This window comes from Cupriavidus sp. GW822-FHT02D05 (assembly GCF_058802485.1).
Genome location: NZ_JBXAOE010000002.1, coordinates 226,690 through 252,062 on the forward strand (window position 1 = coordinate 226,690; position 25,373 = coordinate 252,062).

Annotated in this window: 19 protein-coding genes; 8 read left to right on the forward strand and 11 right to left on the reverse strand. The window is 65.4% G+C overall.

All coding sequences use genetic code 11. From position 1 onward, the window contains the following. The first annotated feature begins 8 nt into the window (after positions 1-8). The 3 genes from AC1RQK_RS03435 to AC1RQK_RS03445 all read left to right on the forward strand — a co-directional run bounded on the left by AC1RQK_RS03435 (position 9) and on the right by AC1RQK_RS03445 (position 3,183). Positions 9-794 carry an IclR family transcriptional regulator gene (locus AC1RQK_RS03435; RefSeq protein WP_150987776.1) on the forward strand — a complete coding sequence of 262 codons (786 nt, stop codon included), beginning with the start codon at positions 9-11 and terminating at the stop codon, positions 792-794. 199 nt (positions 795-993) lie between these two features. Next, positions 994-1,740, forward strand: coding sequence for a FadR/GntR family transcriptional regulator (locus AC1RQK_RS03440; RefSeq protein WP_492375937.1), 747 nt, complete (start codon positions 994-996; stop codon positions 1,738-1,740). Positions 1,741-1,770: 30 nt separating this feature from the next. Further along, positions 1,771-3,183: an FAD-binding oxidoreductase gene (locus AC1RQK_RS03445; RefSeq protein ID WP_492807683.1), complete on the forward strand. Its 1,413-nt coding sequence runs from the start codon at positions 1,771-1,773 to the stop codon at positions 3,181-3,183. Positions 3,184-3,276: 93 nt separating this feature from the next. Here AC1RQK_RS03445 and pbpG read toward each other — a convergent pair whose 3' ends face one another. The 5 genes from pbpG to AC1RQK_RS03470 form a co-directional block, all read right to left on the reverse strand. Further along, positions 3,277-4,422 (reverse strand): D-alanyl-D-alanine endopeptidase, encoded by a 1,146-nt coding sequence (pbpG, locus tag AC1RQK_RS03450; protein WP_492375935.1) that lies wholly within the window; start codon positions 4,420-4,422, stop codon positions 3,277-3,279. 367 nt (positions 4,423-4,789) lie between these two features. Beyond that, positions 4,790-5,491, reverse strand: coding sequence for a nitroreductase (locus AC1RQK_RS03455; protein WP_492375934.1), 702 nt, complete (start codon positions 5,489-5,491; stop codon positions 4,790-4,792). Positions 5,492-5,519: 28 nt separating this feature from the next. Beyond that, positions 5,520-5,972, reverse strand: coding sequence for an acyl-CoA thioesterase (locus tag AC1RQK_RS03460; RefSeq protein ID WP_150987792.1), 453 nt, complete (start codon positions 5,970-5,972; stop codon positions 5,520-5,522). Between the two features lie 22 nt (positions 5,973-5,994). Beyond that, positions 5,995-6,900: a DMT family transporter gene (locus tag AC1RQK_RS03465; RefSeq protein ID WP_492807685.1), complete on the reverse strand. Its 906-nt coding sequence runs from the start codon at positions 6,898-6,900 to the stop codon at positions 5,995-5,997. Further along, positions 6,897-7,883: a histone deacetylase family protein gene (locus tag AC1RQK_RS03470; RefSeq protein WP_492375932.1), complete on the reverse strand. Its 987-nt coding sequence runs from the start codon at positions 7,881-7,883 to the stop codon at positions 6,897-6,899. The genes AC1RQK_RS03465 and AC1RQK_RS03470 overlap by 4 nt, the downstream gene beginning before the upstream one ends. 451 nt (positions 7,884-8,334) lie before the next feature. Here AC1RQK_RS03470 and phaP1 point away from each other — a divergent pair, with 451 nt between their 5' ends. After that, positions 8,335-8,913 (forward strand): TIGR01841 family phasin PhaP1, encoded by a 579-nt coding sequence (gene phaP1, locus AC1RQK_RS03475; protein WP_150987801.1) that lies wholly within the window; start codon positions 8,335-8,337, stop codon positions 8,911-8,913. 368 nt (positions 8,914-9,281) lie between these two features. On the opposite strand, the gene lpdA is transcribed toward phaP1, so the two are convergent. The 4 genes from lpdA to aceE all read right to left on the reverse strand — a co-directional run bounded on the left by lpdA (position 9,282) and on the right by aceE (position 16,338). Continuing rightward, positions 9,282-11,072 (reverse strand): dihydrolipoyl dehydrogenase, encoded by a 1,791-nt coding sequence (lpdA, locus tag AC1RQK_RS03480; RefSeq protein ID WP_492375931.1) that lies wholly within the window; start codon positions 11,070-11,072, stop codon positions 9,282-9,284. A 28-nt stretch (positions 11,073-11,100) separates the two neighbouring features. After that, positions 11,101-11,718: an Ntn hydrolase family protein gene (locus tag AC1RQK_RS03485; protein ID WP_150987807.1), complete on the reverse strand. Its 618-nt coding sequence runs from the start codon at positions 11,716-11,718 to the stop codon at positions 11,101-11,103. An 81-nt stretch (positions 11,719-11,799) separates the two neighbouring features. After that, positions 11,800-13,485 (reverse strand): dihydrolipoyllysine-residue acetyltransferase, encoded by a 1,686-nt coding sequence (gene aceF / locus AC1RQK_RS03490; protein WP_492807687.1) that lies wholly within the window; start codon positions 13,483-13,485, stop codon positions 11,800-11,802. A 165-nt stretch (positions 13,486-13,650) separates the two neighbouring features. After that, positions 13,651-16,338, reverse strand: coding sequence for a pyruvate dehydrogenase (acetyl-transferring), homodimeric type (gene aceE / locus AC1RQK_RS03495; RefSeq protein WP_492375929.1), 2,688 nt, complete (start codon positions 16,336-16,338; stop codon positions 13,651-13,653). A gap of 430 nt (positions 16,339-16,768) precedes the next feature. Between aceE and AC1RQK_RS03500 the strand changes: the two genes are divergently transcribed. Together AC1RQK_RS03500 and AC1RQK_RS03505 are read left to right on the forward strand one after the other, a co-directional pair. Further along, positions 16,769-19,357 (forward strand): PAS domain S-box protein, encoded by a 2,589-nt coding sequence (locus AC1RQK_RS03500; RefSeq protein WP_492807689.1) that lies wholly within the window; start codon positions 16,769-16,771, stop codon positions 19,355-19,357. Between the two features lie 134 nt (positions 19,358-19,491). Next, positions 19,492-20,124 carry a response regulator transcription factor gene (locus tag AC1RQK_RS03505; RefSeq protein ID WP_006155997.1) on the forward strand — a complete coding sequence of 211 codons (633 nt, stop codon included), beginning with the start codon at positions 19,492-19,494 and terminating at the stop codon, positions 20,122-20,124. 65 nt (positions 20,125-20,189) lie between these two features. Here the strand turns inward: AC1RQK_RS03505 and AC1RQK_RS03510 are convergent, their stop codons facing one another. Then, positions 20,190-20,882 (reverse strand): hypothetical protein, encoded by a 693-nt coding sequence (locus tag AC1RQK_RS03510; protein WP_492807691.1) that lies wholly within the window; start codon positions 20,880-20,882, stop codon positions 20,190-20,192. A 98-nt stretch (positions 20,883-20,980) separates the two neighbouring features. On the opposite strand from AC1RQK_RS03510, the gene folD reads away from it, so the two are divergent. Together folD and AC1RQK_RS03520 are read left to right on the forward strand one after the other, a co-directional pair. Beyond that, complete coding sequence (gene folD / locus AC1RQK_RS03515) at positions 20,981-21,832, forward strand: bifunctional methylenetetrahydrofolate dehydrogenase/methenyltetrahydrofolate cyclohydrolase FolD (protein WP_043345220.1); 852 nt, start codon at positions 20,981-20,983, stop codon at positions 21,830-21,832. Positions 21,833-21,961: 129 nt separating this feature from the next. Beyond that, positions 21,962-24,076 (forward strand): M3 family metallopeptidase, encoded by a 2,115-nt coding sequence (locus tag AC1RQK_RS03520; protein ID WP_492807693.1) that lies wholly within the window; start codon positions 21,962-21,964, stop codon positions 24,074-24,076. A gap of 33 nt (positions 24,077-24,109) precedes the next feature. On the opposite strand, the gene AC1RQK_RS03525 is transcribed toward AC1RQK_RS03520, so the two are convergent. After that, a complete protein-coding gene (locus tag AC1RQK_RS03525; RefSeq protein ID WP_492376227.1) occupies positions 24,110-25,339 on the reverse strand; it encodes an MFS transporter in 1,230 nt (409 codons plus the stop codon). Between the last annotated feature and the right edge of the window lie 34 nt (positions 25,340-25,373).

A 25,373-nucleotide genomic window follows, 5' to 3' on the forward strand; every position in this document is an offset into this window, starting at 1 on the left:
ATTTCCCCATGGCAGAAGCAGACAAAGCCCCCGGCAAGACGTCCATCCAGGTCATCGAACGCATGATGACCCTGCTGGATGCGCTCGCCCAGCACGCTGATCCGGTCAGCCTCAAGGAGCTGTCGCTGACCACCGGGCTGCACCCGTCCACCGCGCACCGCATCCTCAATGACATGGTGGCCTGCCGCTTTGTGGACCGCTCCGATCCGGGCAGTTACCGGCTTGGCATGCGGCTGCTGGAGCTCGGCAACCTGGTCAAGGCCCGGCTGTCGGTACGCGACGCCGCGCTGGCACCGATGCGGGCCCTGCACCGCGTGACGGGCCAGACGGTGAACCTGTCGGTGCGGCAAGGCGACGAGATCGTCTACATCGAGCGTGCTTATAGCGAGCGCTCCGGCATGCAGGTGGTGCGCGCCATTGGCGGCCGCGCCCCGCTGCACCTGACTTCGGTCGGCAAGCTGTTTCTGGCCGCCGACGAAGTGGCGCGCGTTCGCAACTACGCCACCCGCACCGGGCTGGCCGGCCACACCCGCACCTCGATCACCGACCTGATCAAGCTCGAGCGCGAACTCAACTGGGTGCGCACCAACGGCTATGCGCGCGACAACGAAGAGCTGGAACTCGGCGTGCGTTGCATCGCCGCCGGCATCTACGACGACTCGCGCCGTCTGGTGGCCGGGTTGTCGCTTTCGGCCCCGGCCGACCGCCTGCAGGACAGCTGGCTGCAAAACCTGAAGGACACCGCGTTGCAGATCTCGCGCGGCATGGGCTACGCGACCGACGTCGCAGCCTGAACATGGCGGGGTGAACGGCGCGGGAAGCCACGCGCCCTTCGCGCCGAACCCTTACCTCGCTCCCTTCCCCTCTCCCTTCCCCTCTCCCTTCCCCTTCTCTCCTTTCCCTTCTCTCCTTTCCCTCACGCAGGGCCTCAATCGACAACTAGGTATATACCCTTAGTTTTCAGATAACCTGAATAGCTATATCCTGCTGGGCATGCGGACCAAAGCCATTACCCTCACCGAACAGGTAACCCAGCAGTTGCGCGCCGAGATCGCCGGCGGCACCTACCCCGTTGGCGCCCGGCTGCCGACCGGCAAGCAGCTCGCCGAGCAATACGGTGTGAGCCCCGCCGTCATCCGCGAGGTGACCGAGCACCTGCGCTCCCAAGGCCTGGTCGAAAGCCGCCAGGGCGTGGGCAGCACGGTGCGCTCGCGCGTGGGCAATGCCGGCTTCCAGCTGCCGCAGGAGATCGGCATCGATCGCGACGAACTGGCCAGCATCTACGAGCTGCGGCTCGATCTGGAGAGCGCTGCCGCCGCGCTGGCGGCGCTGCGGCGTACCGCGCAGGATGTCTCCGGCATGCAGGCGCTGCTGGACCGGCTCGCGGCGCAATTGCACGACCCGCACCGCGGCGCTGAGGCAGACACGGCCTTCCATGTGGCGATCGCCACCGCCACCCACAACAAGTACTACCTGCAGCTGCTGCAGTACCTGAACCTGCAACTGCACCAGGCCGTGCATGTGGCGCGGCTCAATACCCGCCAGCAGGAAGGCCTGTCCGAACAGGTCCACCAGGAACACCTGGCCATCTTCCACGCGATCCGCGCCGGCGACCCTGAACAAGCGCGCGCCGCGGCGGTAGCCCACCTGCGCGGCGCGGCGGCACGCCTGGGCCTGCAACTGGCAGCGCGCGGCAAGCCCCTCACCAGCGGCCAGGACCCCACTCATTCCGCGGCCTGAAGCCGCATTGCCACTCCGGATAGACCCATCATGCAAAATTCAGCTTTCCTGCCCCGCCTGATCGAAGCGCTAGGCACCGACGTGGTCGCTACCGAGCCAGACCAGGTTGCGCCGTGGCTCGCCGACTGGCGCGGCCTTTACCGTGGCAACGCGCAGGCCGTGGTGCGCCCGCGCTCGGTGGATGAAGTGGCACGTTGCCTGGCCTTGTGCCAGCAGGCCGCGGTCCCGGTGGTGCCGCGGGGTGGCAACACCGGCCTGTGCGGCGGTGCCGCGCCGGACAGCAGCCCCGCCAACGTGGTGCTGAGCATGGACCGCATGAACGCGATCCGCTCGATCGATACCATCGCCAACACGCTCGTCGCCGAAGCGGGCTGCATCCTGGGCAACCTGCGGCGCGCCGCGCAGGAGGCGCATCGCCTGCTGCCGCTCAGCCTGGCAGCCGAGGACTCCTGCCAGATCGGCGGCAATCTCGCGACCAACGCCGGCGGGGTCAATGTGGTGCGCTACGGCATGACCCGCGAGCTGGTGCTGGGCGTGGAAGCCGTGCTGCCCAACGGCGAGATCTTTCACGGCCTGCGCGCCTTGCGCAAGGACAACACCGGCTACGACCTCAAGCAACTACTGATCGGCTCCGAGGGCACGCTGGGCGTCATTACCGCGGCAGCGCTGCGCCTGTTTCCGCGCACCGACGCACGCTCGGTGGTGCTTGCGGCAGTGGCCTCCCCGCTGCAGGCGCTGGAGCTCTTCGAGCTGCTGTTCGCGCAGTGCGGCGCTCGCCTGCAAGCCTTCGAATTCTTCACCGGCGATTGTGTCGACCTCGTGCTCAAGCATGCGGAAGGCGTGCAGGAACCCTTCAGCCAACGCTATCCCGCCTATGTGCTGGTGGAGCTGGCCGACACCACCGACGAAGCCGCCCTCAACGTGCTGCTGGAGCGCGTGATTGGCGAGGCACTGGAGCGCGAGCTGTGCATGGACGCCGCCGTCTCTGCGTCGCTATCGCAACTGCAGAGTCTGTGGAAGCTGCGCGAGGAAATCTCCGAGGCCCAGCGCGCCGACGGGCCGCACCTGAAGCACGATGTGTCGCTGCCGATCGAGCAGATCCCGGCCTTCATGGTGTCGATGGAGGCGCGCCTCAAGGCCATCAGCCCCAGCATCCGCCCGTTTATCTTCGGGCATTTCGGCGACGGCAACCTGCACTACAACCTGTCGCGCCCCGCGGGCGCCGAGCGCGACTGGACCGCGCAGCATGGCAAGGCGCTGACCGCCGAAGTGCTGGATGAAGTGGCGCGCTACGGCGGCAGCATCAGCGCCGAGCATGGCATCGGCCAGCTCAAGCGCGATGATTTCCTGCGCCTCAAGGACCCACTCGAGCTGCGCGTGATGCGGGGCATCAAGCAGTTGCTGGATCCGGCCGGCATCATGAATCCGGGCAAGCTGCTCTAAGCGCGCCGCCCACGCCCCAAAGAAAAACGCGCCGGTGACGGCGCGTTTTTTTGATTTCAAGCAGCAGGCGGCCAGATCACTCCGGCGCCGCCATCAGATGCCGCGAGGCTGCTGGGCGGTCAGGATTGCCTGGGGGCTGGTTGGGCTGCCAGGCCCCTGCGTCAGGTTTGGGGACGTCGGAAAAGGGCGGCCAGGCCCGGTCTGCACGTGTTCCAGCCAGTCCTTGACGCGGTTGGCATCGGCGAAGCGGGACAGCTTGCCAACGGAATCCAGGAACACCATCACCACATTGCGGCCATTTACGCGTGCCTGCATCACCAGGCACTGGCCAGCCTCGGAGATAAAGCCTGTTTTCTGCAGGCCGATCTCCCAGTTGCCGCCGCGAACCAAACGGTTGGTGCTGACGTAGTGCTGGGTGCGGCCCAGTACATTGACCTCATGCTCGGTCTGCGTCGAAAACTCGCGGATGGTAGGGTTGCGGTACGCCGCGTTGACCATGCGCACGAGGTCCATCGCGCTCGACACATTGCTGCTCGACAAGCCGTTCGAATCGACAAAGTGGCTGTCGTTCATGCCGAGCTCGCGTGCCTTGCGGTTCATGGCTTGCACAAAGGCCGGCAGGCCGCCCGGGTAGCTGCGGCCCAGCACCGATGCCGCACGATTCTCCGAGGACATCAGCGCCAGCAGGAGCGCCTCCTGACGGGAGAGCTGCGCGCCAAAGCGCAGGCGCGAACTGCTGTGCTTTTCGTTGTCGCGGTCTTCCTCGTTGATGGTGAGCACCTCGTCCATCGGCTGGCGCGCGTCCATCACAACCAGGGCCGTCATCAGCTTGGTGATCGAGGCGATCGGCAGAACCGCGGCGGCGTTCTTCTGGAACAGCACTTCGTTGGAGTTCTGATCCATCACCAGCGCCACGCTGGAGCGCAGCGCGAGCGCGTCTTCGGTGTCACGCAGGCCGAGCGCCTCGCCCAGCGAGGGTTTCGCGGGGATGAACGCCGCACGAACCGGTACCGCCTGGCGCTGCGCCACCACGGTGCGCTTACCGTTTTTCAGTACCACGACCTTGCGCGTAGTGGCGCGCTCGGCCTTGCCGCTGGTCGCGACCTGCTTGGATTTCGCGGATTTAGAGGGGGAATTTGCCGATTTTTTTTCGGACTTGGCGACTTTTGCCGACTTTTTGCTGGTTTTAGCGGTGTCCGACGTTTTCGTCGCGGCATCGGCCACAGGGGCGGCCAGCATGGAAACGGTCAACAGCACAGAGGCCGCAACCGAAGTAAGAGGGGTAGAGCCGAAGAATCGCAAAAATAGGGGGGAATCAGACCGGAACATGATTCATTCAGCGCGCAACTAGGATTGCGCCAGTTTAGGAAAAAAAGAAATTGTTAGCAAGATTAAAGACTTACGAAGCCTCTTTAAAGTTCGATTTGCAAACAATTCCACATTACGGCAAATGCGGGGCACGCATCACATGACACGTGCATTAAGACCGACGTCGACTGTGGTAATTCCACACTGTTTCATCTTTCTCACCCGCCCGTGGGGTTGCCCCGAGCCAACATGCAGCGGCAGCGACGGCACAAAGCGGGCCTTCGCCGCCGACAGCTTCTTAAGATAAGAAACGCGCGAACCCGCTTACCGGTTCACGCTCGGTACTAAGGGTATTCTCTATGGCGGCGGGGTCAGCATGGCCCAGGGCCATGCCGCACACCACCATTTCATCCGCCGGCAGGCGCAAGTGATTGCCGATGACCGCGTGGAACTGGGTGAACGCCGCCTGCGGACAGGTATCCAGCCCGCGCGCCCGCGCCGCCACCATGATGCTTTGCAGGAACATGCCGTAGTCCAGCCAGCTGCCCAGCTCCAGGATGCGGTCGATCGTGAAGATCATGCCCACCGGGGCACCGAAGAACGTGAAGTTGCGCGAGTGCTGCGCATGCATGCGCGCCTTGTCCTCGCGGCTGATCTGCAGCAGGCTGTACAGGTCCCAACCTACCTTGCGGCGGCGGTCAATGTACGGCGCCACCCACTCGCGTGGATAGTAGGGATACTCCTCGCGATACTTGCTGTCGCGCTGCGGATCGTCGTAAGCGGCCAGCACGTCCGCCGACAGCTTCACCTTGGCATCGCCAGTCAGCACATAGACCCGCCATGGCTGTGCGTTGGTGCCCGACGGCGCCCGGCTGGCCACGGCCAGGATCTCGTTGACCACGTCGCGCGGCACCGGCGTATCGAGAAACGCGCGCACCGAGCGGCGCGTGATGATGGCCTGATCGATCAGGGCGGCGCTCCGTTTCTGCAGCGAATCCATGGTTGTTAACTCCTCTGCGCGGGCCGGATCATGCACCGGCATCCGCGGGTTCGCACACCAGGGCCTGCAGGGCATCGCGCAACGCGGGCGGCAGCGGCACCGGGCGGCGCGTGGCGCGATCCACATAGACATGAACAAAATGGCCCTGCGCCGCAGCGACGTCTTCATCGTTACGGAACAGGCCCACTTCGTAGCGCACGCTCGAATTGCCCAGCCGCGCCACGCGCAGCCCCGCCACCACCGTGTCGGGAAAACTCAGCGCGGCAAAATAATTGCATTGCGTCTCGATCACCAGCCCGATGGTGTCGCCGGACTCGATATCCAGCACGCCCTCCCGGATCAGGTAGGTGTTCACCACGGTATCGAAATAACTGTAGTAGATGACGTTGTTGACGTGGCCATAGACGTCGTTATCCATCCAGCGCGTGGTGATGGGCTGGAAATGGCGATAGGCGCTGCGGGTATCTGCGGTCGGTTTCATCGAAAAGCGCGAAATGGGGAAATTAGCGGCGGATCACCAGCGCAACGCCACCGGCGGCCAGGGCCATGCCAAGCGCGGCCAGCAGCGGGAAGCTCTCGCCGAACAGCAGCCACGCCATGGCGGCGGTGGTCGGCGGGGTGAGATACATCAGGCTGGATACCTTGGTGGCCGCGCCTTGGCGGATCAACAGGAACAGCAGCGAGATGGCCCCGATGGACAACGCGACCACCGACCAGGCGAGCGCGCCAACCATCTCGGCATTCCACTCAACGTGACGGGTTTCGGTCAGGAACATGAACGGCAGGCAGGCCAGCGCCGCCGCCGCGAACTGGATCACCGAGCCCATGCGCAGGTCGAACATCGGGCAATGGCGTTTCTGGTATAGCGTGCCGAAGGTGATCGAGAACAAGGCGCCCAGCGCCAGCAGCAGGCTTGGCGCGGACAGCCCGCTGGCCGACAGTTTGTTTGCCACCACCAGACCCACGCCAAGGATGCCTAGCAGCAACCCCAGCCACTGGCGCCGCCCGATGGTCTCACCCATGCGCGAGGCCGCCAGCGCGGTCAGGATCGGCTGCATGCCGACGATCAGCGCGGAGACGCCCGCCGGCATGCCAAGCTTGACCGCTGCCCACACGCCACCCAGGTAGCCCGCCTGCAGGAACAGCCCTGCCAGCGCGATGTGCCCGACCATGCGCCAGTCGGTCGCCCCGGCGCGCTGCGGCAGCGGGACGCGCGCCATCAACACGAAGGGCACCATCAGCACCAGCACACCGACAAAGCGCAGAAACAGGAAGGTCATCGGCTCCGCGTGCGGCATGCCGTACTTGGCTACGATGAATCCCGTGCTCCAGATCATGACGAACAGCCACGGCATGGCGGCCATCCACAAGGTGCCGCGTGCCGCGTGGGCCTGGCTGGTTGCACTCATCGTTGCGCCTTCTCCGTATCGCCAGTGGGCAGGATCGCACCTGCACCCGCACCTGCACCAGCGGCGTCCGGCTTGTCGCGCCGGGCATAGCGTTCGTGATATTGCGCGGCGAGTGCGATGGTCTGCGCATGCACCGCGACGGTATTCTCGATCTGGTTGCCGTAGCCGCCGGCCATGGCCACGGCAATGGGCAGGCCGCGTTCCAGGGCCGCATCAAACACCAGGCAGTCGCGCCGGGCCAGCCCGGCCAGCGTCAGTTTCAGGCGTCCAAGCCGGTCGCCCTCATGCGGATCGGCCCCGGCTAGATAAATGAGCAGGTCGGGAGCGAAACGCGCGAACAGCGTATCGAGTGCGCCCTGAAGCGCTTGGGCGTAAGCCTCGTCGTCGCAGCCATCGGGCAGGCCCACGTCGAGATCGCTGGCCTCCTTGCGGAAGGGATAGTTTTTCTCGCCATGCAAGGACAGCGTGAAGACGAAGGGATCGTCACGCAGGATGGAGGCGGTGCCGTTGCCCTGGTGCACGTCGAGGTCGACCACGGCCACGCGCGCCACCCGGCCGTCGCCACGCAATTGGCGCGCGGCGATGGCCGCGTCGTTGAAGACACAGAAGCCACCGCCCTTATCGGCATAGGCGTGGTGCGTGCCGCCCGCCAGGTTGACCGAGATACCCTCACGCAGCGCTACGCGGCAGGCCTCGATGGTGGCACCAGCGGAGCGCCGCGAGCGCTCGACCATGGCGTCCGACCACGGAAAGCCAATCTCGCGCTGGCGCGCCGGGTCCAGTTCGCCCAGGGAGACGCTCGCGACATATTCAGGCGTGTGCGCCAGCAGCAAGGCATCGTCCCCGGCCCGCGGCGCCTCGACCAGCACCAGCCCTGGCACGTCGCGCTCGACCGTCTCCCTCAACATGCTGTACTTGCGCATCGGGAAGCGGTGGCCCTCAGGTAGGGGCAGGACAAAATGATCGGCGTAAAAAGCGAGCATGAGGGCAAACATAGGCGGGCGGCCGGTCGCGGCAACTTGGCCGTGCATCGGCCGGCGGGTTGCGCCCTTGGGAGACGGCGATTCCGGCAGACCGCGATGGTAGCACTGTGCTGGCTCCAGGGTGCGCGGCCCCTCCCGTCCCTCCTCCCTGCAAGGTGCCGGGCGTGGCACGCCTGCCGATGCTACGCAGCCAAAATGTGACAGCGCACCGACTTCAACAACAGTTATTTGTGCAATGCACAAGAAGCCCTTGACACCGTTTTTCTTTTCCCTACAATTGGAATTGTTGCGGCGCACCATCGATTTTGCAGAGCAAGCGGAGCGCGCCGATAACCCCCTTACGCCTGGGGCTGGCTGACGAGAAAACAGGTTTAACCTTGATTTCGTCATGGCTTTGACATCTGGGCGGCCTAATTTTGCATGACCTTGAACTTCATTATTGGAGACCAGCATGAGCTTCACCCCGGAACAAGTCGCCGCAGCGCAAAAAGCCAACCTCGAAACCCTGTTTGGCCTGACCACCAAAGCTTTTGAAGGCATCGAAAAGCTGGTCGAGCTGAACCTGCAAGTCGTCAAGGCCACGTTCGCTGAAAACGTGGACAACGCCAAGAAGGCCCTCTCGGCCAAGGACGCCCAGGAATTCCTGGCCCTCCAGACCTCGCTGGTCCAGCCGGTTGCCGAAAAGGCCCTGGCCTACAGCCGCCACGTGTACGAAATCGCCTCGGAAACCCAGGCTGAATTCACCAAGGTCGCCGAAGCCCAGCTGGCCGAGAACTCGAAGAAGGTGCAAACCCTGGTCGAGAACCTCGCCAAGAACGCCCCGGCCGGCTCCGAGTCGACCGTTGCCATCGTGAAGTCCGCGATCAGCGCCGCCAACAACGCTTACGAGTCGGTCCAGAAGGCCACCAAGCAAGCTGTTGAAATCGCTGAGACCAACTTCCAGGCAGCCGCCAGCGCCGCCACCAAGGCCGCACAGCAAGCCAGCGCCACGGCTCGCACCGCGACCAAGAAGGCCACCACCGCCGCCTAATCCGCGACGGCAGGAAACGGACCGGCTTCGGCCGGTTCGTTGGCAAAGCGCGCCTGGCATGGCCAGCGCATTTTGCCAACGAAGGCAGCACGGAAGGCTACCCAAGCCGCTCTGCCTCCTACGGTGTCTCCTCGGTATCTGGTTTCCATGTATTCCAATATCGATTCATTCCCGGCCATGCGCCGGGATTTTTTTGCCCGCGACACATGGGCAAGCGGACACACTGACACACGCCCTCCCCTGTGCAAGCAAGCTTTGACCGGCGTAGCCGCAAGCGTATGCGGAAAAAATCTGGCGGTTAATTGCGGATCGAGATGTAAAAAGGCCCGCCATACGGCGGGCCTCACTCGTGTCGCTAACGTCCGGGCTTAGCGCTTGCGCGGCGGCGGGACGTCGGTGCAGACACCTTCGTAGATCTCGGCTGCCATGCCGATGGATTCGCCCAGCGTCGGGTGCGGGTGGATGGTCTTTCCGATATCCACTGCATCGGCACCCATCTCGACTGCCAGGCAGACTTCGCTGATCAGGTCGCCGGCATGCATGCCAACGATGCCCCCGCCGATGATCCGGTGGGTTTCCTCGTCGAAGATCAGCTTGGTAAAGCCTTCGTCGCGGCCATTGGCGATAGCACGGCCGGAAGCTGCCCACGGGAACACGCTCTTGCTGTACTTGATCCCCTGCGCCTTGCACTGGTCTTCGGTCACGCCGGCCCAGGCCACTTCCGGATCGGTGTAGGCCACCGACGGAATCTGCTTGACATCAAAGTAGGCCTTCTCGCCGTGCGCGGCTTCCGCTGCCACGTGCGCTTCGTGCACCGCCTTGTGGGCCAGCATGGGCTGGCCGACGATGTCGCCGATAGCGAAGATGTGCGGCACATTGGTGCGCATCTGCTTGTCGACGTCGATAAAGCCGCGATCCGTGACCGCCACCCCCGCCTTCTCCGCGCCGATGCGCTTGCCGTTGGGCACGCGGCCCACCGACACCAGCACCAGGTCGTAGCGTTGCGGCTCGGCCGGCGCCTGTTCGCCTTCGAACTTGACGTAGATGCCGTCCGGCTTCGCTTCCACGCCGACCGTCTTGGTCTTGAGCATGACCTTGTCGAAGCGCTTCTTGTTCATCTTGTCCCAGACCTTGACCAGGTCGCGGTCGGCGCCCTGCATCAGGCCATCGAGCATTTCCACCACGTCGATGTTGGCGCCCAGCGTGCTGTACACCGTGGCCATTTCCAGCCCGATGATGCCACCGCCGATGACCAGCATCTTGTTGGGCACTTCCGGCAGTTCCAGCGCGCCGGTGGAGTCGACGATGCGCGGGTCCTCGGGGATGAAAGGCAACTTGACCGCCTGGCTGCCGGCGGCGATGACGGCTTTTTCGAAGCGGATCACCGTCTTCTTGCCCGTCGTCTCCTTGGCGTCGCCTTCGGTTTCCTGCACCTCGAGGTGATGCGGGTCGAGGAAGGTGCCGATACCGCGCACGACCTGTACCTTGCGTGCCTTGGCCATGCCGGCCAGGCCGCCGGTCAGCTTGCCGACCACGGTTTCCTTGTAGTGGCGCAGCCCGTCGAGGTCGATCTTGGCCTCGCCGAACAGGATGCCGTGGGCCGCCAGGGCCTTGGCTTCGTCGATCACGGCGGCGTTGTGCAGCAGCGCCTTCGAGGGGATGCAGCCCACGTTCAGGCAGACGCCGCCGAGCGTGCTGTAGCGTTCGACCAGCACGGTGTTCATGCCGAGATCGGCACTGCGGAAGGCGGCCGAGTAGCCACCAGGGCCGGCGCCGAGCACCAGCATGTCGCAGGTAATATCCGCGCTGCCCGCATGCGCGGCGGCCACGGGAGCCGCAGCCGGAGCTGGAGCCGCCGCGGGCGCGGATGCCTGCGCAGGCGCGGGCGCAGGGACCGGCGCGGCCGCCGGCTTGGCCGCGGCTTCGCTCTCCAGCGTGCAGATGACGGCGCCCTTGGCGACCTTGTCGCCCACCTTGACGCGCACCTCCACCACCTTGCCGGCGGCGGATGACGGCACATCCATGCTGGCCTTGTCGGACTCGAGCACGATCAGCGACTGCTCCTGCTCGACCGTATCGCCAGCCTTGACCAGCACCTCGATGACTTCCACCGCGTCGAAATCGCCGATATCCGGCACCTGGACTTCGATCACACTCATGTTTTGCTCCTCAAGAACGCACTCCGCTTCAGATGCGGGGCGCGCCATCGTTATTGGTTGCTCCGTCGCCAGCCATGTCAGCCAGTTGCACCACCTGCACCTCGACCGGGCCTGCCGAACTCTTGTCGAACTCCACCCCTGCATCCACCCCGATCCGCGCGATCTCGCGGGCAGCCAGGCCCGGCTGGTCGTAGACCGCGTGCATGGCGCCCAACGCGTAGTTGCGCCCCGAGCCAATGCCCCAGAAGCGATCGAACGAGAAGACTTCGCGGTATGAATACACGCCGAAGATGCCGGCCGGATTGGCAATCAGGCAGACGATCTGCGAGGACTCGTAAGGATCGTCCTCGTCCTCCTTGGTGTTGATGAAATACTCGTTCTTGAGTTTTTCATGCACCTTGAGGAAGGTCCGGAAGACGTCATCGCGCGAACCCAGCCGGCAATCCTCGCCCAGTCCGGCCAACAGGCTGCGCATGACCGGGAAGTGCGCGGTGGTGCCGGCGAGCGCCACGAAGCTGTCACCCACCGGGAACACCTTCTGGTTGCGCTCGTAGGCGCGCGTGAGCCGGGTGTCGCCAAACGTCACCAGCGCGTCGGCGGCAATCGCCACTTCGCCGGCCTTCTTGACGACAACGCAGGTAGTCATGGGCTCGCTTCCTGTTTGCAGGTTGCAGACGTTGCAGGTAAGGGCGCGCATGGCCGCGAGGCCGGGCGCGCCCTGCCCGCCTTACAGCAGGATGCGGCGGAAATCGGCCAGCAACTGACCGAAATAGGTGTTGAAGCGAGCCGCTTCCGCACCGTCGATGACGCGGTGATCCCACGACAGCGACAGCGGCAGCGTCAGGCGTGGCACGAACTGCTTACCATCCCACACCGGCTTCTGGTACGACTTGCACACGCCCATGATGGCCACTTCCGGCGCGTTGATGATCGGCGTGAAATACGTGCCGCCGATGCCGCCCAGCGAGGAGATCGAGAAGCAGCCGCCTTGCATCTGGTCCGGCTTGAGCTTGCCGTCGCGCGCCAGCTTGGCCAGTTCGTTCATTTCCTGGCCGATCTCGATCACGCCCTTCTTGTCGGCGTTCTTGATCACCGGCACAACCAGGCCGTTCGGCGTGTCAGCGGCGAAACCGATGTTGAAATACTGTTTCAGCACCAGGTTCTCGCCATCGAGCGAGGCGTTGAAATTCGGGAATTTCTTCAGCGCGGCGACGGTGGCCTTGATCATGAAGGCCAGCATGGTGACTTTGACGCCTTGCTTCTCGTATTCCTTGTTGAGCTGCACGCGGAAGGCTTCCAGCTCGGTGATGTCGGCCTCGTCGTGATTGGTGACGTGGGGAATCATCACCCAGTTGCGATGCAGGTTCGCGCCCGAGAGCTTCTTGATGCGCGACAGTGGCTTGCTTTCGACCTCGCCGAAACGGGTGAAATCCACCTTCGGCCACGGCAGCAGGTTCAGCTCGCCACCACCAGCCGGGGCAGCGGCTGCCTTTGCCGGGGCTGCGGCCTGACCGCTCATCACGCCCTTGACGTAGGCCTGCACGTCGTCCTGGGTGATCCGCCCCTTGGGGCCGGTGCCCGGCACGCGCGACACATCCACACCCAGCTCACGCGCGAACTTGCGCACGGAGGGGCTGGCATGGGCAGCGGTGCCGGTCACGCCGGCTACCGGAGCAGCCGCGGCGGGCGCGGCCGCAGGGACCGGGGCCGGAGCGCTGGCTGCGGGAGCGGGAGCGGCAGCCGGAGCAGCAGCAGCCGGGGCAGCCGGGGCAGCAGCGGCAGGCGCGCTGGCCGGAGCACCGGCGGCGCCTTCGAGAATCAGGATCAGCGTGCCTTCGGCGACGTTGTCACCGACCTTGATCCGGACTTCCTTGACCACCCCGGCGGCCGGCGACGGCACGTCCATGGTGGCCTTGTCGGACTCCAGCGTCACCAGCGCGTCTTCGGCGTTGATGGTGTCGCCCGGCTTGACGTGGACTTCGATCACCGGGACCGAGTCGTAGTCGCCGATGTCCGGCACCTTGACCTCGACCGGGCCTGCGGCAGCGGCCGGCGCGGGAGCGCTGGCTGCCGCCGGGGCCGGGGCCGGCGTCGGGGCGGGAGCCGGCGCGGCGGCGGCGGCTGCGGGAGCCGGTGCGGCTGCGGCCGGTGCGGGCGCGGCGGCAGCCGCACCGGCAGGCTCCAGCATCACCAGCACGGTGCCTTCGGCGACGTTGTCGCCAATCTTGATCCTGACTTCCTTGACAGTGCCGCCCTGGGGCGAAGGCACGTCCATCGTGGCCTTGTCCGATTCCAGGGTCACCAGCGCGTCTTCCGCGTTGATGGTGTCGCCCGGTTTCACGTGCACTTCGATGACGGGAACGGCGTCGTAATCGCCGATATCCGGCACCTTGATTTCAATCGCTTGACTCATTCAGTGTCTCCTGGGCAGGCCGGCGCGCACGACAAACACGAGCGTGTGAGGTTACCCTCACCGCCGTGATCTGTCACGCCGCCGCGCCGCAAGGCGCCGGGAATCAGCCCGGCGCCCGCGCACGCGGCATTGCCGCTCCTGCGGGGGTTCGTGCAGTCGGCCTGCTTAGACCGACATCGGGTTCGGCTTGTTGGGGTCGAGGTTGTACTTCTTGATGGCTTCGGCCACCTTGTCGCGACCGATGGCACCTTCGTCAGCCAGCGCCTTCAGTGCAGCCAGCGTCACCCAGTGACGGTCCACCTCGAAGAAGTGACGCAGCTTCTCGCGGGTGTCCGAGCGGCCGAAACCGTCGGTGCCCAGCACCACGAAACGACGCGGCACGAAGGGACGGATCTGGTCGACAAAGGCGCGCACGTAATCGGTCGAGGCGATCACCGGGCCGCGCACCGACTTGAGGCTCTTGGTCACGTGCGACTCGCGTTGCGGCTCGCTCGGGTGCAGCAAGTTCCAACGCTCCACGTCGTGGCCTTCGCGGGCCAGTTCGGTAAAGCTCGGGCAACCCCACAGGTCCGATTCCACGCCCCAGTCCTTCTTGAGCAGGTCGGCAGCGGCAATCACCTCGCGGAAGATCGTGCCCGAACCCAGCAGCTGCACACGCGGCGCATTGCTGTTTTCCACGCCCTTCTTGAACTGGTACATGCCCTTGACGATGTCGCCCTCTACGCCAGCCGGCATTTCCGGATGCTCGTAGTTCTCGTTCATCACCGTCAGGTAGTAGTAGACGTCTTCCTGCTCGGCGTACATGCGGCGCAGGCCGTCCTGCATGATCACCGCCAGCTCGTACTGGAAGGTCGGGTCATACGAGATGCAGTTCGGGATCACGGCATGGAACACATGCGAGTGGCCGTCTTCGTGCTGCAGGCCTTCGCCGTTGAGCGTGGTGCGGCCCGAGGTGCCGCCCAGCAGGAAGCCGCGCGAGCGCATGTCGGCGGCCGCCCAGCACAGGTCGCCGATACGCTGGATGCCGAACATCGAGTAATAGATGTAGAACGGGATCATCTGGATGCCGTGCGTCGAGTACGACGTGGCGGCGGCGATCCAGTCGCACATGGCGCCGGCTTCGTTGATGCCTTCCTGCAGCACCTGGCCAGTCTGCGATTCCTTGTAGAACATCAGCTGGTCGTGGTCTTCCGGCACGTACTTCTGGCCTTGCTGGTTCCAGATGCCGATCTGGCGGAACAGGCCTTCCATGCCGAAGGTACGCGACTCGTCGGGCACGATGGGCACCACGTGCTTGCCGATCTGCTTGTCCTTGAGCAGCGTGTTCAGGATCCGTACGAAGGCCATGGTGGTGGACACTTCACGGCCTTCACTGGTGGCCTTGAGCAGCGCGTCGAAGGCGGACAGCTCAGGCACCTTCAGGGCCTCTGCCTTCTGGCGGCGGGCCGGCAGGTAGCCGCCCAGATCCATGCGGCGGGCGCGCATGTATTCCAGTTCCTTCGAGCCTTCCTCGAAGGTGATGTACGGCACTTCCTCGATCTTGTCGTCGGAGACCGGGATGTTGAACTGGTCGCGGAAGCGGCGGATCGCGTCCACCGGCATCTTCTTTTGCTGGTGGCTGATGTTCATGGCCTGGCCGGCATCGCCCATGCCATAGCCCTTGATGGTCTTGGCCAGGATCAGCGTGGGCTGGCCCTTGTGTTCGTTGGCGGCGCTATAGGCGGCGTAGATCTTGTGCGGATCGTGGCCACCACGGTTCAGGCGCCAGATGTCCTCGTCGGACCAGTCGGCCACCATCGCCTTGAGCTCAGGGGTATTGAAGAAATGCTCGCGCACGTAGGCGCCGTCCTTGGCCTTGAAGGTCTGGTACTCGCCGTCCACGCAATCCATCATGCGCTTCATCAGCAGGCCCTTCTTGTCGCGTGCCAGCAGCTGGTCCCAGCGGCTGCCCCACACCACCTTGATCACGTTCCAGCCGGCGCCGCGGAACTCGGATTCGAGTTCCTGGATGATCTTGCCGTTGCCGCGCACCGGGCCATCCAGGCGCTGCAGGTTGCAGTTGATCACGAACACCAGGTTGTCCAGCTTCTCGCGCCCGGCCATGCCGATGGCGCCCAGCGATTCCGGCTCATCGGTCTCGCCGTCGCCCAGGAAGGCCCAGACCTTGCGGCCTTCGGTCTGCACCAGGCCACGGCTGTGCAGGTACTTCATGAAGCGGGCCTGGTAGATGGCCATGATCGGGCCCAGGCCCATCGACACCGTCGGGAATTGCCAGAAGTCCGGCATCAGCCACGGGTGCGGGTAGGACGAGATGCCCTTGCCGTCGACTTCCTGGCGGAAGCTGTCGAGTTGTTCCGTGCTCAGGCGGCCGAGCAGGAAGGCGCGCGAATACACGCCCGGGGCCGAGTGGCCCTGCACGAACACCAGGTCGCCGCCGTGTTTCTCGGACGGAGCGTGCCAGAAGTGGTTGTAGCCGACGTCATACAGCGTGGCCGCCGAGGCAAACGAGGAAATATGGCCGCCAACGTTGGTGTGCTTGTTGGCGCGCAGCACCATCGCCATGGCGTTCCAGCGGGTGTACGAGCGGATGCGGTGCTCGATGTCCTGGTCGCCGGGAATGCGGGCCTGCTGCTCCACCGGGATGGTGTTGATGTACTGCGTTTCAGCGTGGAACGGCTGGGTGACGCCGTTCACGCGTGCGTATTCGATTTGCTTGTCGATCAGGAAGGCGGCCCTGTCGGTGCCTTCGGCGGCGATCACGCCCTGCAGGGCATCAAGCCACTCGTGGGTTTCCTGGGGATCGGCGTCGTTGGCGCTGCTTGCGCCGAGGATCTGCTCTGGTACAGCTGACATGACTGTCTCCTGGTGAATTCCTGCCTCGGTGCCCCCTGATTCTTGTGGTGGGAGCCCCGGCCTGACGGTGTGACTACGGTACGGCGCGCGGGCCGCGAGTGTCTTCGCACGGTCCTTCGCTAGCGCTTCGCCCGGGCTTGCCAGCGAGGCTGGCAGGACCGGACGCAGCACTGCCGTCCGCACTTTTCGGTCGGACCGATTCTATGGAAGCACATTGGGCAAGACAAGCCCAATTTTCAAATTGCGATATGGTTTCTTACAATGCGAAATATTGCGGCAGCGCACCACAAAACTGCGCCAGCCCTTGCCACCAAACGCCGCCGACCCGCCGCGCCTTCGGCAGGAATGCCGCAGTGCCGCATTGGCGCTTACCCCAAGCGACGGGGCGCCGCAATCCCGCTACACTGGTCGGTCAGTCGTCAATCCCACCATGCCGTCCCTCAAAGATTTCTTTTCCCACCTCCGCGCCGCAGTCGTCCCTCCCTCCGCTTCCGGCTCCGCCAAGGCGAGCGGCAGCGACCCTACGCTGGTCGCCCCGCCCAACCCGCTGACGCCCCTCGATACGCTTGGCCACGTGGACGAGCCCGCCGCCGTCAACGGGCCGCCGCGCGGATTGTGGTGGCTGCGCTGGCGCAACCTGGTGGCGACCAGCTGGTTCATGTTCATCCCGCTGATAGCGATCGTGCTGTTCACGGTGGCGATGGGCGTGATCCTGTGGTCGCTCCATGAAACCGAGCGCCAGCAGCAACGCGACGCGCTTTATCGCGACGCTGCCTGGGCCCAGCAGCGCGTGCGCCTGTCCCTGCTGAGCAACCAGGATCAGCTAGCCTCGCTGGCGCGCGACATCGCCGCCGCCCAGCTGGACCAGGGCGCCTACCGCACCGCCGCGCAGGAAATCCTGCGCGAGAACCCGGAAATCGTCTTCGTCAACTGGCTGGATGCGACCCGGCGCGGGCGCTGGTCGCTGCCGTCCACCTCCGAATTCGCCAGCCGGCTGCGCGAAACCCAGGACCAGCCGCTGGAGCCCGAGGTGCTCGATACCTTCGACGCAGCGCGCGAAACCCAGCGCGTGGTGTACTCGCGCCCGCTGGTCAACGACCGCGGCGACAGCTTCATGCTGATGGAGGTGCCGATCGTACGGGACAACGAGTTCCTCGGCACCCTCGGCGCGCTTTACTCCATCAACGGCATCCTGACCCACCTGCTGCCGCCGGAGCTGACCGAGCGCTACCGCTTCTCGCTGATCGACAAGAACAACCAGATCCGCGCCAGCACTTCGTTGCGGCCGGTGCCGGGCAACGCGCTGTCCTACGAGGTGCTGCTGGACCCGCCGGGGCACTCGTTGTCGCTGCGCGCCGACGCCTACCCGCCCGCCTCCAACCTGCCCAACAACATGCTGCTGTGGCTGGTGGTGGGGCTGTCGTGCTTCCTGCTGTGGAGCCTGTGGAGCATGTGGCGCCACACCAGCCGGCGCTCCGAGGCGCAGCGCGCCTTGCTGGCTGAGACGTCGTTTCGCCGCGCGATGGAAAACTCGATGCTGATCGGGTTGCGCGCACTCGACCTGAATGGCCGCATCACTTACGTCAATCCCGCCTTCTGCCGCATGACCGGCTGGCAGGACAGCGACCTGGTCGGCCGCGTGCCGCCATTCCCTTATTGGCCGCCCAATGACCATCAGGAGATGCAAAAGCAGATCGACCTGACGTTGCAGGGCAAATCCCCGGCCAGCGGCTATGAGATGCGCGCCATGCGGCGCGACGGCAGCAGCTTCTACGCCCGCATGTATGTCTCGCCGCTGGTGGACAGCCGCGGCAGGCACACCGGCTGGATGGCCTCGATGACGGATATCACCGAGCCCAAGCGCGCCCGCGAGGAGCTCGCCGCCGCCCACGACCGTTTCACCACGGTGCTGGAAAGCCTGGACGCCGCGGTGTCCGTGCTGGCCACCGACAAGCCCGAGCTGCTGTTCGCCAACCGCTATTACCGCCAGCTGTTCGGCTGGGAAGCCGAGGGCCACCTGAAGCTGGCCGGCGGCGAGGTCGACAAGGAGCAGGTCTCCAGCGACGCCACCGACTTCGTCGACGCCTACGCCGGCCTGCCAGCCTCGGAGCTGATGCCCTACTCCTCGGACGCGCGGGAAGTCTTCGTGCCCGACATGCAGAAATGGTTCGAAGTGCGCCGCCGCTACATTCAGTGGGTCGACGGCCATCTGGCGCAGATGCAGATCGCCACCGATATCACGGTGCGCAAGGCCGCCGAGGAAATGGCGCGCCAGCATGAGGAACGGCTGCAGTTCACCAGCCGCCTGACCACCATGGGCGAGATGGCGTCGTCGCTCGCGCACGAGCTGAACCAGCCGCTGGCGGCCATCAACAACTACTGCATGGGCGCGGTGGCCCGGCTGCGCTCCGGGCGCAGCACTGCCGAGGACCTGATCCCGATCCTGGAGAAGACCTCGGCGCAGGCCGTGCGCGCCGGCACCATCATCAGCCGCATCCGGGGCTTCGTGAAGCGAAGCCAGCCCCAGCGCCGCGAAGCCGCCCTGCACGACATCGTGGCCGACGCGGTCGGGCTGGCCGACCTGGAGGCCACCCGCCGCCGCGTCACCATCCTGACCCGGCTGCCGGCGCCGCCGGTGGTGCTGTTCGTCGATCCGGTGCTGATCGAGCAGGTGCTGGTCAACCTGCTTAAGAACGCCGTCGAGGCCATGGCCGGGCTGCCGGCGCTGCGCGCCACCGGCGTGGTGCGCCTGCACGCGCGCATCGAGCCGGGCGAGATCGGCCCGAACATGCGCATCGACGTGATCGACCAGGGCCCTGGCGTTGACGAAGCCACGAAAGAACGCCTGTTTGAACCGTTCTTCAGCACCAAGTCCGACGGCATGGGCATGGGCTTGAATATCTGCCGCTCCATCATCGAGTCCCACCAGGGGCGCCTGTGGGTAGAGAACAATGCCGACGGCATCGGCTGCACGTTCAAGATCATGCTGCCGCTGCAGCCGGCGCTGATCGACCAATAACCGACCAATAAGGCGCCGGGCGGGCCGCCCGGCATTGCCAAGACAGGATCAGGCGCGCCAGGGCCGCCCCTGTCGCTTGCCGCCCGGCCCGGTTACACTTGGCGGCAAATGACTTTGATGTCCCAGGAGACTTCATGACCGTAACGCCAAACCCCACCTCCCACCGCGGCGAGACCGTCTTCATCGTCGACGACGATGAAGCCATGCGCGACTCGCTGACCTGGCTGCTGGAGGGCAATGGCTACCAGGTTCGCAGCTTTACCAGCGCCGAACAGTTCCTTTCCGCCTACGACTCGGGCCAGGTCTCCTGCCTGATCCTGGACGTGCGGATGCCGGGCATGAGCGGGCCCGAGCTGCAGGAACGCATGATCGCGGAGAACATCAATATCCCGATCGTCTTCATCACCGGCCACGGCGACGTGCCGATGGCAGTCTCCACCATGAAGAAGGGCGCAATCGACTTCATCGAAAAGCCGTTCGATGAGTCCGAACTGCGATCGCTGGTGGAGCGCATGCTGCAAAAGGCCCGCACCGACCATTCCGCCGCCCGCGAGCAGCGCGCCGCCAAGGACCTGCTGGGCAAGCTCACCACGCGCGAGCAGCAGGTGCTGGAGCGCATCGTGGCCGGCCGGCTGAACAAGCAGATTGCCGACGACCTGGGCATTTCCATCAAGACCGTGGAGGCGCACCGCGCCAACATCATGGAAAAGCTCAACGTCAACACCGTGGCCGACCTGCTGCGCCTGGCCCTGTCCAAAAACAGCTGAAGCAACAGCCGAAACAGCCGAGCCGGCGCCGAAGCCCCCCGCCGAGCTTGCGGGGGGGTGCCAGCTCAACGCCCGAGGTACTCCTCGTCGCGAAAGGTCACAACCCATTGCGGCTTGTAGACCACGAACACCGCCACCAGCATGCCCGTGAGAAAGGCCTCGCCAAACGCCAGGATCAGCACGGCGGTCAGCGTATCGGGCAGCGACAGCACCCCGTCGCCCACGCTGTAGCTACGCCAGACCGCGCGCGCCGCCCCCGCGCCCAGGGCGGCCAGCCCAGCGGCAAAGTAGCCATGGCCGAGGATGAACACAAAGGGATGGCGCGGCAGCAGCCGGCGCATGGCCCCCTGCAGCGCGGCCGACAACAAGGCGGGCAACAACCCCATCCAGACATAGCGCGGCCATAGCGCCGCCCAGTCCAGCCGGGCCCAGGTGTCGCCAGCCAGGTAGCCCAGCCCCAGGAACGACACCAGATCCACCACGAACAGCGACAGCAGGGCCAGCGGCAGCCCGAACAGGGTCACCATCAGGGTGGCGCCGAACAGCTGGATCGCCAGCCCGCCCGGCAGCGTCGCACGGGCCGTCCATAGCAGCGCCAGCAGCACCAGCGCGCCCAGCCAGCCGTGCTGCAAATCGTCGCGCTGCAGCAGTTGCCAAGGCCGGCGGCTCAGCGCCCAGGCCATGGCGGCCAGGCTGAGCACGATGAGGACAGCTGGTTCGGCCGCGGCGGCCATGGCGAAAGGGTTCGGGGCATCCATGCGGCCATGCTACCAGCGCCCTACTCTCCTGCGCCCCGGGTTGCGTCAACCTTTATAATTCCGCTTTGACCACCTCCAGCTCTCCAGCGCCCATCCCCATGCCAGCCCAACTCATCGACGGCAACGCCCTTGCCAAGCAACTCCGCACCGAAGCCGCCCAGCGCGCCGCCCGCCTGACCGAACGCGGCCACCGGCCCGGCCTGGCCGTGGTCCTGGTGGGCGAAGACCAGGCTAGCCAGGTTTATGTGCGCAACAAGGTCAAGGCCTGCGACGACAATGGCTTCCATTCCTCGCTCGACCGCTACCCCGCCGACCTGTCCGAGGCCGACCTGCTGGCCCGCATCGACGCCCTGAACCGCGACCCGCACATCCACGGCATCCTGGTGCAGTTGCCGCTGCCCAAGCATATCGACAGCCACAAAGTGCTCGAAGCGATCGCCCCGGAAAAAGACGTGGACGGCTTCCACGTGGCCAATGCCGGCGCCCTGATGACCGGCGCCCCGCTGTTCCGCCCGTGCACGCCCTATGGCTGCATGAAGATGCTGGAATCGGTCGATTTCCCGCTGCGCGGCGCCCGCGCGGTGGTGGTCGGCGCCTCCAATATCGTCGGCAAGCCGATGGCGATGCTGCTGCTGCAGGCCGGCGCCACCGTCACCATCTGCAACAGCAAGACGCGTGACCTGGGCGCCCATACGCGCGACGCGGACGTGATCGTGGCCGCCGTGGGCCGGCGCAACATCATCACCGCTGACATGGTCAAGCCCGGCGCGGCCGTGATCGACGTGGGCATGAACCGCGACGACAATGGCAAGCTGTGCGGCGATGTCGACTTCAACGGCGTCAAGGAAGTGGCCGGCTACATCACCCCTGTGCCGGGCGGCGTTGGCCCGATGACCATTACGATGCTGCTGATCAATACGCTGGAAGCCGCCGAGCGCGCGGCCGGCTGAACGTCGTATCGGCCTGCCGCGGACAGCGCCGGCGCCTTGCGCGCCGGGTGCTGCCTGGCACTGGAAATCCCGCTGCCCCGCCCCAATGTGCGGGGCATTGCCCTTACTGGCCCTGCCAAGAGAGACGTCATGGACCAAGCCGCCAACCAAGCCAACGCTGCAAATCACGCAAACGGCGACAATCCGCTGCTGGATTTCACCGACCTGCCGCGTTTCTCCGAGATCCGCCCCGAGCACATCGGCCCGGCGCTGGACGTGCTGCTGGCGACCGCGCAAGCCGCCGTCGACCGTGCCGAAGACCCGGCCACCGAAGCCACGTGGGCCAATGCCGTGGAAGCGCTGGAAGCCGCCACCGAGCCGCTGGGACGCGCCTGGGGCGTGGTGGGTCACCTGAGCGCGGTGGCGGATACGCCGCCCTTGCGCCAGGCGCATAGCGACAACCTGCCGCGCATGACCGAGTTCTGGTCGTCGCTGGGCCAGAGCCTGGCGCTCTATGACAAGTACAAGGCAATCGCCGCGAGCCCCGAATTCGCCACCATGAGCGCGGCTCGGCGCCAACTGATGGAAAACGAGTTGCGCGGTTTCCGCCTGGGCGGCGCGGAACTGCCCGAAGACAAGAAGCCCCGCTTTGCCGCGATCCAGGAGCAGCAGGCCCAGTTGTCCAAGGCCTTCTCCGACCACGTGCTCGATGCCACCAATGCCTACGCGCTGCTGATCGAGGACGAAAGCCGCCTGAGCGGCATCCCTGAAGACGCGCTGGAAGCCGCGCGCCATGCCGCTGAAAAGGACGGCAAGCCGGGCTGGAAATTCACCCTGCACTTCCCCTCCTACTTCCCGGTGCTGCAATACGCGGACGACCGCGCGCTGCGCCAGACCATGTACGAGGCCAGCGTCACCCGCGCCTCGGAACTGGCTGAGCAGTACGGCCAGGGCAAGGCCGAGTGGGACAACACGGCCAATATGCGCGAGCAGCTCGCGCTGCGCCGCGAAGAAGCGCAGTTGCTCGGCTACGCCTCCTTCGGCGAGGTCTCGCTGGTGCCCAAGATGGCAGAATCCCCGGCCGAAGTGCTGCGCTTCCTGGACGAACTGGCCGCCAAAGCGCGTCCGTATGCCGAGAAGGACTGGGACGAGCTCAAGGCATTCACCGCAAGCGAGCTGGGCCTGAGCGACCTTTCGCCCTGGGACGTGGCCTACGCGTCGGAAAAGCTGCGCGAGCAGCGCTACGCCTTCTCCGAGCAGGAGGTAAAGCAATACTTCCCCGAGCCGCAGGTGCTCAAGGGCTTGTTCAGCGTGGTGGAGAAGCTGTTCTCGGTGCGCATCGAAGCCGACCAGGCCCAGACGTGGCACGAAGACGCGCGCTTCTTTCGCGTGGTATCGCCCGAGGGCGAGCTGCTGGCGCAGTTCTACATCGACCTTTACGCCCGCGAAGGCAAGCGCGGCGGCGCGTGGATGGATGATGCCCGAGGCCGCAAGCTGCTGGACGACGGGCGCGTGCAAACCCCGGTGGCCTACCTGACCTGCAACTTCACGGCGCCGGTGGGCGGCAAGCCCGCGGTCTTCACCCACGACGAAGTGATCACGCTGTTCCACGAGTTCGGACACGGCCTGCACCATATGCTCACCCAGGTGGGCGAGCTGGGCGTGTCCGGCATCAATGGCGTGGAATGGGATGCCGTTGAGCTGCCCTCGCAGTTCATGGAGAACTTCTGCTGGGAGTACGAAGTGCTGGCCGACATGACCGCGCACGTCGACACCGGCGAGCCGCTGCCGCGCGAGCTGTTCGAGCGCATGCTGGCCGCAAAGAACTTCCAGAACGGCATGATGACGCTGCGCCAGATCGTGTTCTCGTCGTTCGACATGCACCTGCACACCAGCTTCGACCCCGCGGGCGAGAAGTCCGTGCTGGCGCTGTCCAGGGAGATCAACGATCGCGCCCATGTGGTGCCGCAGCACCCGCTGTCACGCTGGCCGAACACCTTCAGCCATATCTTTGCCGGCGGCTATGCGGCGGGCTACTACAGCTACAAGTGGGCCGAAGTGCTGTCCGCCGACGTCTATGCGGCCTTCGAGGAAGCCGCGAAGCTCTCCGGCACCGTGCTCGACGCCGAGACCGGCGCACGCTACCGCAGGGAAATCCTGTCGGTGGGCGGCAGCCGCCCGGCCATGGAATCGTTCACCGCGTTCCGCGGCCGCGCGCCGCAGATTGACGCACTGCTGCGGCACGGCGGCATGGCGGTGGCTTAACGCAGCACGTCGTTAATAGAAGAATAGAAGAGGTTAAGCGGCTCGGTCTGAGCCGCTTTTTTCATGGCGGCTCGCGCGTGCAATGCAGGTGGTCGACAGCAACGCGCAGCCCCCGCTCACCGCAATCGCCACCGAGTAACTGCCGTAGGCATCGAAGAGCCAGCCGGCGAGGCTGCCGCCCGCCATCGCGGCAATGCCCACCGCGATGTACAACCCCCCAAGGATCGCCCCGAGGTTTGCCGTGCCGAACCAGGTCGCAGCGAGCGCCGGGTACAAGGAGATGCAACCGCCGTTGGCCGCACCGAACAGGACAGCAAACAGCGCCAGCGCCGGGAAGCTTGTGGCCCCAAGCCACACGCCGTTGAGCAGCGCGAGCATCAGCGTCAGGCACATGAGCAGCCGCCCGGGACCCAGCCTGTCGCCGAGCCCGCCCAGCAACAGGCGCCCCAGGATATTGCCGGCGCCCACCAGCCCGATCAGCAGATTCCCGGCCGTGGAAGACAAGCCATGCTGCCGCGCGTACGGATGGATATGGACCAGCGCGGCGAACAGGCCAACCGAGCCCAGCAGGATGGCGCCGAAGTACCACCAGAATCGCCCGCCGCGCACGGCCTGCGCCAGGCTGAGCCCGGATGGCGGGGGAGAATGGGCAACGCCAGGCGCCGCAGGCGCGCCATCGGGATACAGGCCGGCCTCTTCCGGGCGCCCCTTTAGCAGCATTGCCATTGCCAACCCGACCACGGCGATGGCCAGCGCGAAGCAACGCATTGTCGCCTGCCAGCTCATATGCTCCATCAGCAGGCCCGCCACCACCGGTCCGATGAACGTGCCAAGCCCGGTGCCCGCCAGCGCAAGGCCCGACGCCCGGCTGCGATGCCTGACGAACCAGCGCTGCACCGCCGTCACCGCCGGCACGTAGACCAGGCCTACACCCAGGCCCACCAGCGAGCAGAAGGCCACCAGGAACCCCGCCAGCGAATCCGTGACGACGCTGGCGATGGCAAATCCCAGCGCCAGCGAGACAATGCCCATCGCAATGACCCGGCGGGTGGAGATCCGGTCGGCCAGGGACCCGGAGAATACGCCCACCACGTAGTAAATCAGCGCGGTGAACGAGAACACGGAAGCCGCCGACGAACTGCCCACCCCGAAGCCTTCCTGGATGCTCGCGAAAAATGCGCCAAACGAGTACGCGGCGCCAAATATCAGCGCCAGCAGCACGTGCGTCGCGCCAACCACATACCAGCCCGGGAATATGTTCATCCCCGCATTCCCCCTTGCGCTCACCTTTGCCATG

Bases quoted from the DNA above. Each gene is read 5' to 3' on its own strand.
- AC1RQK_RS03455 (WP_492375934.1), bottom strand. From the start codon at position 5,491: ATGGATTCGCTGCAGAAACGGAGCGCCGCCCTGATCGATCAGGCCATC.
- aceE (WP_492375929.1), bottom strand. From the start codon at position 16,338: ATGTCAGCTGTACCAGAGCAGATCCTCGGCGCAAGCAGCGCCAACGAC.
- phaP1 (WP_150987801.1), top strand. From the start codon at position 8,335: ATGAGCTTCACCCCGGAACAAGTCGCCGCAGCGCAAAAAGCCAACCTC.
- folD (WP_043345220.1), top strand. From the start codon at position 20,981: ATGCCAGCCCAACTCATCGACGGCAACGCCCTTGCCAAGCAACTCCGC.
- AC1RQK_RS03440 (WP_492375937.1), top strand. From the start codon at position 994: ATGCGGACCAAAGCCATTACCCTCACCGAACAGGTAACCCAGCAGTTG.
- AC1RQK_RS03525 (WP_492376227.1), bottom strand. From the start codon at position 25,339: ATGAACATATTCCCGGGCTGGTATGTGGTTGGCGCGACGCACGTGCTG.
- pbpG (WP_492375935.1), bottom strand. From the start codon at position 4,422: ATGCTGGCCGCCCCTGTGGCCGATGCCGCGACGAAAACGTCGGACACC.
- AC1RQK_RS03460 (WP_150987792.1), bottom strand. From the start codon at position 5,972: ATGAAACCGACCGCAGATACCCGCAGCGCCTATCGCCATTTCCAGCCC.
- AC1RQK_RS03465 (WP_492807685.1), bottom strand. From the start codon at position 6,900: ATGAGTGCAACCAGCCAGGCCCACGCGGCACGCGGCACCTTGTGGATG.
- lpdA (WP_492375931.1), bottom strand. From the start codon at position 11,072: ATGAGTGTGATCGAAGTCCAGGTGCCGGATATCGGCGATTTCGACGCG.
- AC1RQK_RS03510 (WP_492807691.1), bottom strand. From the start codon at position 20,882: ATGGATGCCCCGAACCCTTTCGCCATGGCCGCCGCGGCCGAACCAGCT.
- AC1RQK_RS03435 (WP_150987776.1), top strand. From the start codon at position 9: ATGGCAGAAGCAGACAAAGCCCCCGGCAAGACGTCCATCCAGGTCATC.
- AC1RQK_RS03520 (WP_492807693.1), top strand. From the start codon at position 21,962: ATGGACCAAGCCGCCAACCAAGCCAACGCTGCAAATCACGCAAACGGC.
- AC1RQK_RS03505 (WP_006155997.1), top strand. From the start codon at position 19,492: ATGACCGTAACGCCAAACCCCACCTCCCACCGCGGCGAGACCGTCTTC.
- AC1RQK_RS03485 (WP_150987807.1), bottom strand. From the start codon at position 11,718: ATGACTACCTGCGTTGTCGTCAAGAAGGCCGGCGAAGTGGCGATTGCC.
- aceF (WP_492807687.1), bottom strand. From the start codon at position 13,485: ATGAGTCAAGCGATTGAAATCAAGGTGCCGGATATCGGCGATTACGAC.
- AC1RQK_RS03445 (WP_492807683.1), top strand. From the start codon at position 1,771: ATGCAAAATTCAGCTTTCCTGCCCCGCCTGATCGAAGCGCTAGGCACC.
- AC1RQK_RS03500 (WP_492807689.1), top strand. From the start codon at position 16,769: ATGCCGTCCCTCAAAGATTTCTTTTCCCACCTCCGCGCCGCAGTCGTC.
- AC1RQK_RS03470 (WP_492375932.1), bottom strand. From the start codon at position 7,883: ATGCTCGCTTTTTACGCCGATCATTTTGTCCTGCCCCTACCTGAGGGC.